The sequence below is a fragment of the Candidatus Cryosericum hinesii genome (assembly GCF_003570985.1).
Classification (GTDB): Bacteria; Caldisericota; Caldisericia; order Cryosericales; family Cryosericaceae; genus Cryosericum; species Cryosericum hinesii.
The window spans coordinates 112,611-125,357 of sequence record NZ_QXIW01000033.1 but is presented as its reverse complement, the minus strand read 5'-3'; the positions used below and the strand labels follow the sequence as shown (position 1 = coordinate 125,357).

Here is a 12,747-nt window from a genome sequence, read left to right as displayed (position 1 = left end):
ATGGGCGCGATAGCCAATGGTATAGGATTTGCGCTGACCGAGGAGTACCATTTTGGACCCCACGGCAACATGACGAATCCTTCGCTATTCGACTACAAGATACTGTCTCGGCGCGACATGCCGCCGACTGAGGTCATCGTCGTCGACAACTATGAACCGACTGGACCATGGGGCGCCAAGTCGGTGGCCGAGATCGGCATCAATGGACCCATCCCCGCAATCGGCAATGCAATCTTCGATGCGACCGGGATTCGTCTTCACCGTACGCCCTACAATCCTGAAAGAGTTCTGGCAGCGTTGCGCGGCAAGAGCATTTGATCAAGCTTTGGAAAGTGGAACGAAAAGGGGGGCGCCAATCAGGCGCCCCCCTTTTGCTGGAGTATTTCCTGTCAGCTCACAGCGTAGTCGCTGATCGACTCGCAAACGCTTCCGCAATGCCAACGATGACCTGTACAGCTTTCTCCATGGATTGGATGACGATGTACTCGAAGGGGCCGTGGTAGTTGCGGCCGCCGGTGAACAGGTTGGGGCAGGGAAGCCCCATGTAACTGAGCCGTGAGCCGTCAGTTCCACCACGAACGGGCTTCATGAGAGGGACTATGCCGAGTTTCTCCATGACACCGCGGGCGGTGTCCACGAGGATCATGTTCTGCTCGATAACCTCGCGCATGTTGTAGTAGGAATCGCGCACGTGAACTGTGACCGTGTCCTCGCCATACTTCGCGTTCAGGAAGTCGCAGACAGCATGCGCCATGCTCTTGCGCCGCTCGAAACGGTGCTTGTCGTGATCGCGAATGATATACTTGGCTTCGGCTTTCTCGCACGCGCCAGTGATACTGGTCAGGTGAAAGAAACCTTCGTACTTCTCAGTTGAGCGAGGCGTTTCGTCGGAGGGGAACAGCGTTGTCAGCTCTGCCGCTATGAGAGCCGCATTCTTCATGATGCCTTTTGCAGCACCAGGGTGGATGCTTTTCCCGATGATCTCGAATTCCGCCGATGCGGCATTGAAGTTCTCATATTCCAGGCCGCCCAGTTCATCGCCGTCGAGAGTGTAGGCATACTTGGCCCCGAACTTCGCTACGTCGAACCGGTCGACACCCTGTCCAACTTCCTCATCTGGCGTGAATGCAATCTTGATGGTTCCATGCTTCACCTCAGGATGCGCCAGCAGGTACTCCACAGCGGTCATGATCTCTGCGATGCCTGCCTTGTCGTCGGCTCCCAGAAGAGTCGTTCCGTCCGCTACAATGAAGTCCTCGCCTTTGTGCAACAGCATGTCTGGAAAGTCGACTGGGCTCAGGACCATGTTCTTCTCTGCATTGAGAACAATGTCCTGGCCGTCGTAGGCAGTGACGATACGCCCCTTCACGCCCATGCCCGACGCGTCGGGAGACGTGTCCATGTGCGCGAGGAATGCGATGACTGGAACCGCGTTCGGATGCTCGCAGTTGGCGGGAAGGGTCGCTGTGACATAGCCATTCGCATCAACAGAAGAGTCTTTCAGCCCAAGCCCTTGCAGCTCTGCGTCCAGCTCATGGGCAAGGACGAGTTGTTTCTTGGTGCTGGGAAACGTGACTGAATTCTCGTCCGACTGCGTGTCGAATGACGTGTAGTGCAGGAAACGATCCACCAGGTTGTTCATCGACTCCCCTTTCTCGGGTGCATGATTGCGCCCAGCATCTGATAGTGACTGACTCACTTGCTTGAGTTTCTCCAGTGCGGCCAGCGGGTCAACGATCCCTGATACCGCTGCCTCCATCGGACACGGTCCTGTGCCGGTCCTGTTGAGCACATCGACAATGAGTGCGTCGCACGTGAATGGAATATCGGCTGCGTGCAGGACGTCTTGTGCGCCGGTGCTCATCGTCAAGGCGAAGACCGACCGGGGACGCACCAGCGTGAACAGGAGCGCTGCTGCCCGTCCCACCAGCTTGTCTCCCCAATCCAGAGAACCGTGGCTGACCGCACGTTCCTTCTCGACCGCCAGGACAAGCGCGCCGATCCCCCTGCCGGTCAGTTGGTAGAGGAGTGCTCCATCTGCGACTGCGCAGAGAGTCGCGTCGCCCGACCGTATTGTTGTCCGTACAAGATCTTCGTTTTCCGTCATGAGTCCCTCGTTTCGCCGCCTCGGAAGCGGCACCGTTCATTGTACGCGAAACCGTTCGGTCGTACAGCCTAATCTGTCACTCCCGCGAAGGCGGGAGTCCAGTTTGTCTCGAACCTGCCCTTCCCAGCGGCGGATCCGTCACTCCTGCGCAGGCGGGAGTCCATCTTGTTGTATTTAGGACTACAATGCTTTACATGGAAACACCAGCAAGGTTCAGGGAGGGATCATGACGTTCAGGGCATCGGTGGAAAGGTATCTGGGGGCAGTCGCGCAGCAGTATCACCGCGGCGACGCGCGCGAGGAGTCATACTATGACGTGCTCAAGCAGCTCTGGGAAGAGCTGGGGTCGCAGCTCAGCAGCGCGCACGCGACGCTGACCGTCCTCCCTCGTCAGACGGAGGCAGGCAACCCGGACATGCGTGTCTGGAGTGGCCAGCAGCATGTCACCGGCTACATCGAGGCCAAGGAGCCGAAAGAAACCAACTTGGACCGCGTCGAAGTCAGTGAACAGCTCAAGCGGTACCGCGCCGCCTTCCCCAACGTCATCCTCACCAACTTCCTGGAGTTCCGCCTCTACCGCTTCGGACAGCCGATGGGCCAGCCCGTGACGATCGGGTCCCTGCAGGCGCTGCAGGCGGGCATGAAGGTGCCCTTGCAGCACGAGGACCAGTTCCGCGAGCTGGTGGAACGCTTCTTCGACTTCCAGCTGCCCCGTACGTACACAGCCCAGACGCTGGCAGTGGCGCTGGCTGACCGTACGCGCTACCTGCAACAACAGGTGTTGGCACAACTGCTCGACGATGAGGGGCACAAACTCAACAGCGAACTCGTCAACCTGATGGCAGAGTTCAAGCAAGTCCTCATGTCCGACCTGACCAGCGACACCTTTGCCGACCTCTACGCGCAGACCATCACTTACGGCCTGTTCGCAGCGCGCATGCGCGTGACCGGCACCTTTACCCGCGAGACTGCGCTCAATGGCATCCCGGCGACCATCGGCATCCTGCGCAAGCTGTTCAAGTACATCTCTATCGGCGATACTCCCGAACGCCTGCGTGTCATCATCGACGACATCGCGGATGTCCTGGCGGTGGCCGACACGGATACGGTGTTCAGTGGCTACGACAAGAACGGCCGTGACCCGGTGGCCGACTTCTACGAGACCTTCCTTGGCGAATACGATCCTGCCAAGAAGAAACAGCATGGTGTCTACTACACACCTCAGCCAGTGGTCAGCTACATCGTCCGCAGCGTGGACCAGATCCTGCGCGACTCCTTTGGCAAGCCCGACGGCCTGGCCGACCCCAGTGTTACCGTCCTCGATCCTGCAGCGGGCACCATGACCTTCCCTGCAACTGCCGTGCGCCTGGCTGCCGCAACCTACAAGGCCAAGTACGGTGACGGCAGTCTGGACAGCTGGATCAAGGGGCATGTGCTGCGCGACTTCTACGCCTTTGAACTGATGATGGCCCCCTATGCCATCGGTCATCTGCGCATGGGCATCCTGCTCACTGAGCTGGGCTACACCATGAGTTCCGACGACCGCTTCAAACTGTACCTCACCAATACGCTCGAGGATACTGTCGTCAAACCCGGCCAGTTCAAGTCGATGGCTGGGCTTGCCGAGGAGTCACTGGCGGCTGGTGCCGTCAAGAGGCGTCAACCCGTCCTGGCGATCATGGGCAATCCCCCATACTCCAACTTCGGTCAGCAGAACAAAGGAGCATGGATTCGCCTTTTGCTGGAGGACTACAAGAAGGGTCTTGATGAGAAGAAGATCAACCTCGATGACGACTTCATCAAGTTCATCCGGTTTTCTCAGTGGAAGATCGACCAAGCGGGCGAGGGCGTCCTAGGGTTCATCACAAACAACACGTATCTGGATGGCGTAACGCATCGTGTGATGCGTTCATCGCTGGCGGCGACATTCGGCGACATCTATGTCCTGAATTTGCATGGGAGCGTCAAGCGACAGGAACACGCTCCAGACGGCGGCTTGGACGAGAACGTGTTTGATATCCAACAAGGTGTCTGCATTGCGTTGTTCGTGAAGAGAAAAGGGGACCTGGCCGGACCTCGCGTTCATTATGCTGACCTGTGGGGAACACGAGAATCCAAGTATGAGTGGCTTGGAGCGAACACCCTTGGGGGGACCGCATGGACCGACTTGGTACCTGCCGCTCCCGAGTTTTGGTTTGTGCCAAGAGGAACAGAAGGAGCCGAAGAGTGGCAAGACATGCGTCGACTGGACGAGCTATTCGAAATCGACTCCAGTGGTATCCAGACGAAGCGAGACAAGGTGACCATAGCGTGGTCAGAGGAGCAGCTGAGGCGTGTGCTGACGGATTTCGCATCGGCAGACGGCCCGGAAGGTCTGCGGTCGAAGTATGGACTGCCACCCGATGGTCGCGATTGGACAATTCGATGGGCATCAGAACATGCTCGAAACGTGTTGGCTGAGCATCAACCTCTGACGGTCCTGGAATACCGTCCTTTTGACGTTCGTTGGACGGTTCTCGATCGACGTTCCAAAGGTTGGGTCGCTTATCCACGATTCGAGGTCATGCGGCATATGATCTCACCTAACCTAGGGCTAGTCACGACAAGACAGCTTTCCTCGGCAACGTTCCAACACGCATGGATTACCGAGCACCCCATTGATGGCAATACCATCTCCTTGCAGACGCGCGAGTACAACTACATCTTCCCGCTGTACCTGTATCCTGACACGAGTGGCGCCGTCACTGGGACGACATCCGAATTGTTTGAAAATACGCAATGGCCGCCAGGACAGGGTGGTCGTGTTCCTAACCTCAAATCCGCGGTTGTCGAAGGTTTGGCTAAAGATCTTGGCTTGCAGTTCCTTCCAGATGGTTGCGGAAACCCCACAGACGGCACGTTCGGGCCCGAGGATTTGTTGGCATATATCTATGCAGTATTGTACTCACCGACCTACCGTGAGCGCTATACTGACTTCCTCAAGTCCGATTTTCCGCGCATCCCGTTCACCAAGGACCGCGATACCTTCTTCAAACTGGCTGAACTGGGTCAGCAGCTCATTGACCTGCACCTAATGCGTTCGCCCGAACTCGACAACCCTATCAGCCGTTTCTGTGGCAAGGGCGACAGCGCCGTCACCAAGGTCGAGTACGACGCCGACCGCGGACGCGTCAGCATCAATCCTACCCAGTACTTCGATGGCATCACCCCCGACCTCTGGACCTACCAGATTGGCGGCTATCAAGTCCTCGCCAAGTGGCTCAAAGATCGCAAAGGCCGCTTCCTCACGAGCGCCGACACCATCCACTACTCTCGTGTCGTTACTGTACTCTCCAAAACAACAGATCTGCAATGCGCTATCGATTCGGTAGTGACCAGTATCTTCCACGAGGGGGATACCTGATGTCTTGCGGGGATGCCACATACCACGGCTGTCAGGAAGGAGATTGAACATGTCCGACCAGACTGAGAAAGCAGATGTTGCATCGCTGAATGGCCCAGCATCTTTCGATTTCATAAGTTCCGAAGATTTGAGAAAGTCCCTTGAGAGCGACTACTCAGAGCTGACAAAGGCAATTTTGGCAAACATGTGGAAATCGGCTTGCATCTTGGCCGGCAGCATTGCAGAGGCTGTTCTCATGGACTACATCGTGGTGACAGGTAAGTGTAAAGCTGAGGTTGAAGATCTTGCTGTTTCCGGTATCGGACTGCAAAAGCTTATAGATGCTGCTATTGGAGTGGACGTAGTGGCTTGTGAGCAACTACCAGATGCCGGATGGGAGTTTACCCAACTGGTCAGCAAGGGTGCAGTGGCGAGGAAGTCCGGAGAATCCAGCGGCCTCAGAACAGCCTATGCAATGTCATTGGCGGTAGTGGATTTCCGCAATTTCATTCATCCTGGCCGCGAGTTGAGACTGAAGGAGCATGTAGATGAAGGCTTAGCTCTGGCCGCTCGTGCATTTGTACTTCGGTTGTGTTCCGATTTATCGAAAGAGTCAGCTGTACGCTATCCCTATAGAGCTGAAGATATCATGGATAAGGCACAAAGGGACGCGAATGCCCGTACAATCCTCGAGACCATGCTGAGCAAGACCAGACCGACTGAAATCACTCAGCTGCTGGACAGTGTTGCTCCAGATGCTTTCCAGGAGGAGTGTCGCAGACCAGACGAGACTCTGGAGCGAATCTCTGCCTATCCCTACGATTATGATAGTGAGGAGTCTGAGGGCTATGAGGATATGCGTGCGGCTGCCGAGTTGAGTCGCAAGGCCGATGCGCAGGTATATCGGATTGCCTTCGATTGGGGTACAGCAGCACAGAAACGTGCAGGACTTCATGCAATAGCGTGTCTGCTAACAGCGGCCACATCGGCTACTGCCGTCAAGGTTGAAACAGAGCTTCTGCAGATGGCAGACTTGGAGTATGCATCGGATGAAGACAGAAGTCTCATCATCGGGGATGTTCTAGACCGCGTTTGTAGCGTGAATGCTGAGCAAGATCTGCTGGAATCAGTGTCGGGCATCGGGGCTTGGATTGCGCCCGAGCGCGCGTCTGAGTTTACCAGAGCGCTACTGAACCAGAGCTTTCAACCGCAAATCGAGGAAGTTACTAGACAGGCAGCCTTTTGGCTTCTGAAGAATGAGTACAGGAATATGGTTCCAGAGACACAAGCCAATGTCTTGTTGACCGCGACCAAGTATCATGACCACATAGTCAATCACTCACAATATGAGGGAGACGTCAATGCCATCGAAAATCTGATCAACGATTGGGAGGTAGCAGCTGAGTCGTAGCGCTCACTAGGCGGACGAGTTCCACCAAGGGGCCGAGTCGGGTGCCGTGTGGTCTACCTCCAAGAGCCACAGTGGTTTGATAGACCAGAGGGCGCGTCACTTGAGCAAGACTCGCTGAACACGCGAATGGTGCGATCTACTCCGCGGACGTGGCATCCTCCTGCTACATGAGGGTCGTATCGGCAATGTACTCGTGGGCAGCCGCAAGGGCGTTCTCAGGCTGTTGATATTCGTGACACTTGTCCTGGATGCGACGCCTGTTGCACCAAACCTCAACACGCCTGCCTGACACCGTGAGAAGGTAGTTCTTGTCATCACCCTTTGGAACGTTTTGTGAGCCCGTCCACCGATACGTGGACAGTCGACGCCAGTCAATCAAAGGCCTTAAAGAGTTCAATGCACATTGCATCTCCGATGCTGATTGGTAGCGATGTTCCAGCCTCGGGTTGGTAGCCTTGTTGACTATTCGCCTAAGTTTGTCCGGAACAAACGGCTCGAAGCCTATAGTTGTTACGAGACGGCCGCTGCGTATCACCTGCTCACGATCTTCGATGGTTTCACACTTTGAGTGCCAGTCCGAGATGTTGTTTAGACACCTGAACAGCGTCATTCCCGTTGCATAGATGTCACTCTGGACTGAACATGGTGCACCAGAAAACCATTCAGGAGCCCTGTGGGTTTTGTACACCACTGCATATGGGGCCCACGTTTCGCTCACAATGCCAGCTAGTCCGAAGTCGCCCAAGCGTATTCCGGACTTGGCCACCATGACGTTGCTCGGCTTGATGTCTCGATGGAGAATTCCCTTTGTATGCAGGTGCTCCAACCCGCTGAGAATCTGAGCAAAATACCTGAGGCAGTCGTGACATGAGATGAACCGACTGGCTAACTCATGTTGAAGTGATCCGCCATCGACGTACTCCATGTCTATGCCAACACAGGCATGGCCATCCCAGGACAGAAGCACAACCGAGTTCACCTGAATCACATACGGATGTCTGGAACGATACTGCAGAGAGGCTTCTTGGATCTTCTCAAAGATTTCACCAGCGTTCCGAGGATCGTCAATTGGCACGACCTTCAGTGCCAGCTTCCTGCCCAGATGAATGTCATGTGCTTCGTACACGGCTCCGAAATTGCCATGGTCGATAAGCCTATCTAGATGGTATTCGCCCAGATCCGAGGGAATCGGGATCATGATCGCAGCGCCAACCAAGCAGCAAGCACGGCCTGCTTCTGGTTCTCGTCCCAATAGTGTCCGTCATGAGCAAATGTGGAATCACACTCTTCAGATAGTAACTCAGCGTCCTTCTTTCCGGCTTGTTTCGTTAATCCGAAACGTTTTGGGGAGAAGGATTGCTTGACGCAGTCTAGTACGGGAATTGGGGGATCTATTTGTTGGCACAGGAAATGGACAATCGCGTTCGGAAAGACAGCCCTCTCCACGAATTCGATTTTCAGACCGAAGCCACGCCCCGCTATCGGAAGCCGTGCTGCCACAATAGTGGGCTCATAGCTTTCCAGGAGACTTGAGACCCGACCTGCGTACCATTTCATCAGTTGTGCAGTGGTCATTATCTTGGGCACATCCTCCCTACGTCGATCTGTCAAAGTCGGTGAGGCATTGTCTTGCTCAAGCACTGCCCAATAGAAGTAGTTGGTCAATGTGAACATACCCAACGCGCATTTGTGCTGACTCGTTTCCATGGCACTCTCTCCATTTGTCTCCAACAAGCTCTGTTTTCGTAAGGATTTCAACTCAGAATCTCTCCGCAAATTCTCGTGCCTGCTTGTCCAAGTTCTGGTCGTCTACGTCTTCGCCACGGGTAGCCCAGGCGGGGAGAGGGAAGTTGATGAGGACGGGGGCGGGGATGTCGGGCTGGTGCGCGATCAATGTGCTGGGATGGACGATGAGGAAGGAATTGGGCACGCAACCGTGCCCATGAAGTTCGTTCACATCAGAGTCCAGCGCGGTTCGCCGAATGGAACCGTGATCTGTGGTACGCAGGAATGAAGTTGCGCTTACTGCTAGAGCGATAGGAGTGCTGAAGGAGCGCAGTTTCACAAAGTCCCAGCCCAGAGAGTCCATCTCAAAGAGAAGTTCACGAGTTGCTAGTAGAAGCCTTGCCAGTGCCGATTTTGGCTTGACTGCCCTTCTTCATTCCAGAGGAAAGACGACACCAGTCACGGAAGGCCAACGAGACACGATCAAAATCATCTTCAGATGGGAGAAAGCCACTGTGGGCCAGAGTATTGCGGATTTGCTCCAACTCTCTGAAGCGCAATTCTGCGAATTCCTCTTGGGGTATGACTGCCTCGAAATCAACCTTGTACTTATGAATGAGGGCCAACAGGTCTGTATAGTCAACATAGAACAGGGGAGAAGAACCCCTGGGAGCAATCCATGATTGTTTTCGCTCCTTGTCTTGGCGCTGTTGCATCTTCGTGCGCATTTCAGCATTAGAAGCAATATCCCACCATTTGGGTCCCAAGCGGTCAGCGAGAGTCTTCTCAATGCATTGCCGGATAGAGTTTTCGAGACAGTACCACAGCATGTATAGATCGCCCATGCGTTGGGCTTGTGCTATCTCTTCTGCGCCCAGATATGGTGTTGTTCTAATGTCGACCAAGGACGGATGCTCAGCGGGTTTGGCTGCCAAGACAGCTCCATACTGCTTCTCTAACCGAATCGCCGTCTTCCTGTCAACGTCAAACAAGTCCTTGCCAGGAACGGCTTTATGTATGTCTCGTGACATCGAAATGGCGGTACGGAGGCGGTTTCGGTTAGGTCTTGCCAATTTCGCGCGAACGAAGAATGCCATAATCTCCAGGAAGGAAACCGGGCCGCCTACTGTCTTGTCGTGAAACCATGCAAAAGCGATGGCTTCTCCCAACTGAGTCTCCTTGCGGAGCACCAGTTGGTTGCAGAACACTTGGAACAGTGCGTCAAAACCGTCGTTCTGAGTCACGCTGACGCTATGCGGTTCCGTTGTCTTTTGCCGGGAGATCCTTTTCGACATGATCTTCTCCTGTGTGGTGCATAACATATCCGTCTCCATCCTTCAAAATGTAGTCGCGCTGAAGAAGATTGGATATGACCGATTGGAGGCGCTTTGGGATCTTTTCATCCACCGTACGAAGCCCTGTGAAGATTTGATCCCGGATGAGCTTGGGACTCCCGAGGTTCCTGCTTAGCCAACTCATTACAGTAAGGACCTGGTCGTTCTGTCCCACGGGGGCTTTCTCTTTGTAGAAATCACGAAATGCGCCCATTTGCTCTGGAGAAATACCCAGGTCTATTTTGCGGAGATACTCCGGCTTTGCTGTAGAGGGCGTTCTGTGTTTCTTCTGATCTAATCCGTCACCAGGGATGGCGGGAGACACGGCTACGGTGTTGGCACTGCCCGTGGACTGCATATCTGAAGTTCCAGAACTTGGTTGTCCAGTACCTTCAACACGCTGGACGCTGTCGGGCAATACTTCAATCAATCCAGCAACGCGGTCAAACACCTTCTCAATGGAAGCTTCAGAAGATTCGATTTCGATGTCTACGTCGCCCACTGTCAAATGAACTCGAACGTGACCATTGCTTCCTGCATTGTCTTCCATGGCTTGTCAATCCTCCTTCGCCGATGCTAGCGCCATCCTACCTGAGTTGACTCAGGGCGTACCTGGAGTTCCATCGTTGAGTTGCTTGGCGAGGGCTTCTGCCTCTCCCTTTCCGAGAACCGTCAGGAAAGCAGTTCTTGAACCACGCTTTCCTGACACCACGAAAGTGCTGGGGTCAGCGAATACCTCCGCAAAGTTGGACTCGTCAAGGCAAGCATATGCCACGCACAAGCTCTTGACTTCTGACCAATCTACGTTGGCTACTCCCTGTAGGTCCTTGGCTAGCAGATACAACAGAGCGAGGCTGCGCATTTGGCTTTGCTTTGCCTTGCCACCTGGAGCCTTCTTGAGGAGAAGTTGAACCTTCCCAGAAGCGAGATGAAACACACGGGGAAACGGATTGTTCACCTGACCCATGTTGACTGGTGCTGGCAAATTGGTGCTGTCGGGAATTGAATCCCCGGATTGGGGGACTTCGCCATTGGAACAGGACTCAGCGTCCTGCCTCGAGGACATAAGCGCGCCAAACCATTGCGCTTGCTCTCTTACGAAAGCTTCACTTCCCGAAACCTCCAAAGAGCAATTTCCAAGAACCAAAGACATTCTGACTTCGTTGTCGGTCATTGTCTCCTCCTCCATCCCACATATTCCCGCATTGACCAAGTGATTCTTCAGATTGACCGTGGTTGCAGCGTTCCCGTGAATCCGTTCCTGGTTTGACATGATCAGAATGGCCTATCGGCGCAATGGCAGATCACAAGAGGGATAGCGTCCAGCGATTCATCCTAGAACTTCTCCGCGAACTCTCGTGCTGCCTTGTTTAGGTCCTGGTCGTCGACCTCTTCGCCACGGGTGGCCCAAGCGGGGAGGGGGAAGTTGATGAGGACGGGGGCGGGGATGTCGGGCTGGTGTACGATCATGGTTCCGAGCTTGGTGCCTAGGACGAACCCTATCGGTGACGCCTCTTCCATGCCAGCTCCTTTTGCTGTGTCAATCAATATGAGGCAGTATAGCGCAAAAGGGCGAAGAGCGTCAGCGCGGAGTTGCGTCAACTGCCAAGAGACAAGGAATGGGTTCCCGCCTTCGCGGAGAAGCACCCCTCGCCTTGTACAAAAGGGCTCGGGGGAACGACGGATTCAAGATGGGTTCCCGCCTTCGCCGAAAGCGCCCCTCGCATTGGACAAACATGCAGAACACCCTCGGATACAATAACATCCTCGGGCTCGGGGGGGAATGACGAATTGGCGTGCGGGAATGACGGAGGCAGGGCGGTTCACCTCCATTCTTGCATGAGTTGACACGACCAACGGATGAATGGCCGTAATCACCGTTTGCGGGTTGATGTCGTCCTCTCGCGAGTATACTGAAGGTTGTCTTGTTGCAAATCATTTGCATGTAGAGAGGAGGTTGGCCTGTGGTGAAAGTTATTCTGGATGCTCTCAGGGATACGCTCAACATGGTGCCAATCCTGTTTGGGGTCTACCTGATACTGGAATACGTTGAGGCGAGGTGGCAGCAGCGGATCGTCGATGCTGTCGAGAAAGCGGGGCACGTCGGGCCTGTCATCGCAGCGGTGGGGGGTGCCATTCCCCAGTGTGGTTTCTCGGTCATGGCAAGCGCACTATATACGCAACGACTCCTCACGATGGGCACGATCATCGCGGTGTACCTTGCCACATCTGACGAAGCCCTGCCCATCCTTCTTTCGAAGCCNNGGCGTACGCAGGAATGCCAGGACCGCCGGAAGGCCGAGCAGGATGCGGTGAGGATCGGTGAGGAGAGCTGTTCCTGTGACGGTACTCGTGCATCGTGTACGAGCAAGGAGACCGGCAGCATCGACTGGAAGGAGATCCTGTGGTCGGCGACGAAGCGAACGGCTCAGATCATCCTGTTTGTTCTGGTGACATCGCTTGTCATTGGGTTGCTCATCAATCGGGTCGGGCAGGAGAACCTGTCGCGCGTATTCCTTACTCACACGGTCTTCCAGCCTGTTCTGGTAGCCCTTCTCGGGCTCATACCGAATTGTGCCGCCAGTGTGGCGGTCACGCAGCTGTACATCGCTGGCACAATCAGCTTCGGCTCCACGGTGGCAGGTCTCGGGGCTGCGGGCGGACTGGGACTCATCGTGCTCTTTCGTGAGAACCACGATACCAAGAATACGCTGAAGGTCGTTGCCTGGCTGCTCGGCATCAGTGTGGCTGCCGGCATCCTGATCCAGTCTCTGTTGGGGAAGTGACG

12 protein-coding genes are annotated in these 12,747 nt (G+C 55.0%); 4 read left to right on the top strand and 8 right to left on the bottom strand.

The window, feature by feature from the left end:
• On the top strand, nt 1-318 hold a 318-nt coding region (locus tag SMC3_RS09640), incomplete at its 5' end, for a molybdopterin cofactor-binding domain-containing protein (RefSeq protein ID WP_207799733.1).
• A 76-nt stretch (nt 319-394) separates the two neighbouring features.
• Here the strand turns inward: SMC3_RS09640 and pepT are convergent.
• Complete coding sequence (pepT, locus tag SMC3_RS08680; protein ID WP_119088130.1) at nt 395-2,107, bottom strand: peptidase T; 1,713 nt, start codon at nt 2,105-2,107, stop codon at nt 395-397.
• A gap of 226 nt (nt 2,108-2,333) precedes the next feature.
• Here pepT and SMC3_RS08675 point away from each other — a divergent pair, with 226 nt between their 5' ends.
• Both SMC3_RS08675 and SMC3_RS08670 read left to right on the top strand, forming a co-directional pair.
• A complete protein-coding gene (locus SMC3_RS08675) occupies nt 2,334-5,510 on the top strand; it encodes a type ISP restriction/modification enzyme (RefSeq protein ID WP_119090066.1) in 3,177 nt (1,058 codons plus the stop codon).
• A 49-nt stretch (nt 5,511-5,559) separates the two neighbouring features.
• On the top strand, nt 5,560-6,900 hold the full coding sequence (locus SMC3_RS08670; protein WP_119088127.1) for a hypothetical protein: 1,341 nt from the start codon (nt 5,560-5,562) through the stop codon (nt 6,898-6,900).
• Between the two features lie 163 nt (nt 6,901-7,063).
• Here SMC3_RS08670 and SMC3_RS08665 read toward each other — a convergent pair whose 3' ends face one another.
• The 7 genes from SMC3_RS08665 to SMC3_RS08635 all read right to left on the bottom strand — a co-directional run bounded on the left by SMC3_RS08665 (nt 7,064) and on the right by SMC3_RS08635 (nt 11,480).
• Nucleotides 7,064-8,098 carry a serine/threonine protein kinase gene (locus tag SMC3_RS08665; protein WP_119088126.1) on the bottom strand — a complete coding sequence of 345 codons (1,035 nt, stop codon included), beginning with the start codon at nt 8,096-8,098 and terminating at the stop codon, nt 7,064-7,066.
• A complete protein-coding gene (locus tag SMC3_RS08660) occupies nt 8,095-8,607 on the bottom strand; it encodes a hypothetical protein (RefSeq protein WP_119088125.1) in 513 nt (170 codons plus the stop codon). Before SMC3_RS08660 ends, SMC3_RS08665 begins: the two co-directional genes overlap by 4 nt.
• Before the next feature lie 52 nt (nt 8,608-8,659).
• Nucleotides 8,660-8,857 (bottom strand): hypothetical protein, encoded by a 198-nt coding sequence (locus tag SMC3_RS09300; RefSeq protein WP_126850820.1) that lies wholly within the window; start codon nt 8,855-8,857, stop codon nt 8,660-8,662.
• 145 nt (nt 8,858-9,002) lie between these two features.
• Entirely contained in the window at nt 9,003-9,920 is a 918-nt protein-coding gene (locus SMC3_RS08650) for a Swt1 family HEPN domain-containing protein (protein WP_119088123.1), read from the bottom strand.
• Nucleotides 9,877-10,509 (bottom strand): hypothetical protein, encoded by a 633-nt coding sequence (locus tag SMC3_RS08645; protein ID WP_119088122.1) that lies wholly within the window; start codon nt 10,507-10,509, stop codon nt 9,877-9,879. Before SMC3_RS08645 ends, SMC3_RS08650 begins: the two co-directional genes overlap by 44 nt.
• 51 nt (nt 10,510-10,560) lie before the next feature.
• Nucleotides 10,561-11,133, bottom strand: coding sequence for a hypothetical protein (locus SMC3_RS08640; RefSeq protein ID WP_119088121.1), 573 nt, complete (start codon nt 11,131-11,133; stop codon nt 10,561-10,563).
• Nucleotides 11,134-11,294: 161 nt separating this feature from the next.
• Nucleotides 11,295-11,480: a hypothetical protein gene (locus tag SMC3_RS08635; protein WP_119088120.1), complete on the bottom strand. Its 186-nt coding sequence runs from the start codon at nt 11,478-11,480 to the stop codon at nt 11,295-11,297.
• 443 nt (nt 11,481-11,923) lie between these two features.
• Between SMC3_RS08635 and SMC3_RS08630 the strand changes: the two genes are divergently transcribed.
• A complete protein-coding gene (locus SMC3_RS08630; RefSeq protein ID WP_119090065.1) occupies nt 11,924-12,745 on the top strand; it encodes a putative manganese transporter in 822 nt (273 codons plus the stop codon).
• Nucleotides 12,746-12,747: the final 2 nt, after the last annotated feature.

Bases quoted from the DNA above. Each gene is read 5' to 3' on its own strand.
- pepT (WP_119088130.1), bottom strand. From the start codon at position 2,107: ATGACGGAAAACGAAGATCTTGTACGGACAACAATACGGTCGGGCGAC.
- SMC3_RS08675 (WP_119090066.1), top strand. From the start codon at position 2,334: ATGACGTTCAGGGCATCGGTGGAAAGGTATCTGGGGGCAGTCGCGCAG.
- SMC3_RS08670 (WP_119088127.1), top strand. From the start codon at position 5,560: ATGTCCGACCAGACTGAGAAAGCAGATGTTGCATCGCTGAATGGCCCA.
- SMC3_RS08665 (WP_119088126.1), bottom strand. From the start codon at position 8,098: ATGATCCCGATTCCCTCGGATCTGGGCGAATACCATCTAGATAGGCTT.
- SMC3_RS08660 (WP_119088125.1), bottom strand. From the start codon at position 8,607: ATGGAAACGAGTCAGCACAAATGCGCGTTGGGTATGTTCACATTGACC.
- SMC3_RS08650 (WP_119088123.1), bottom strand. From the start codon at position 9,920: ATGTCGAAAAGGATCTCCCGGCAAAAGACAACGGAACCGCATAGCGTC.
- SMC3_RS08645 (WP_119088122.1), bottom strand. From the start codon at position 10,509: ATGGAAGACAATGCAGGAAGCAATGGTCACGTTCGAGTTCATTTGACA.
- SMC3_RS08640 (WP_119088121.1), bottom strand. From the start codon at position 11,133: ATGACCGACAACGAAGTCAGAATGTCTTTGGTTCTTGGAAATTGCTCT.
- SMC3_RS08635 (WP_119088120.1), bottom strand. From the start codon at position 11,480: ATGGAAGAGGCGTCACCGATAGGGTTCGTCCTAGGCACCAAGCTCGGA.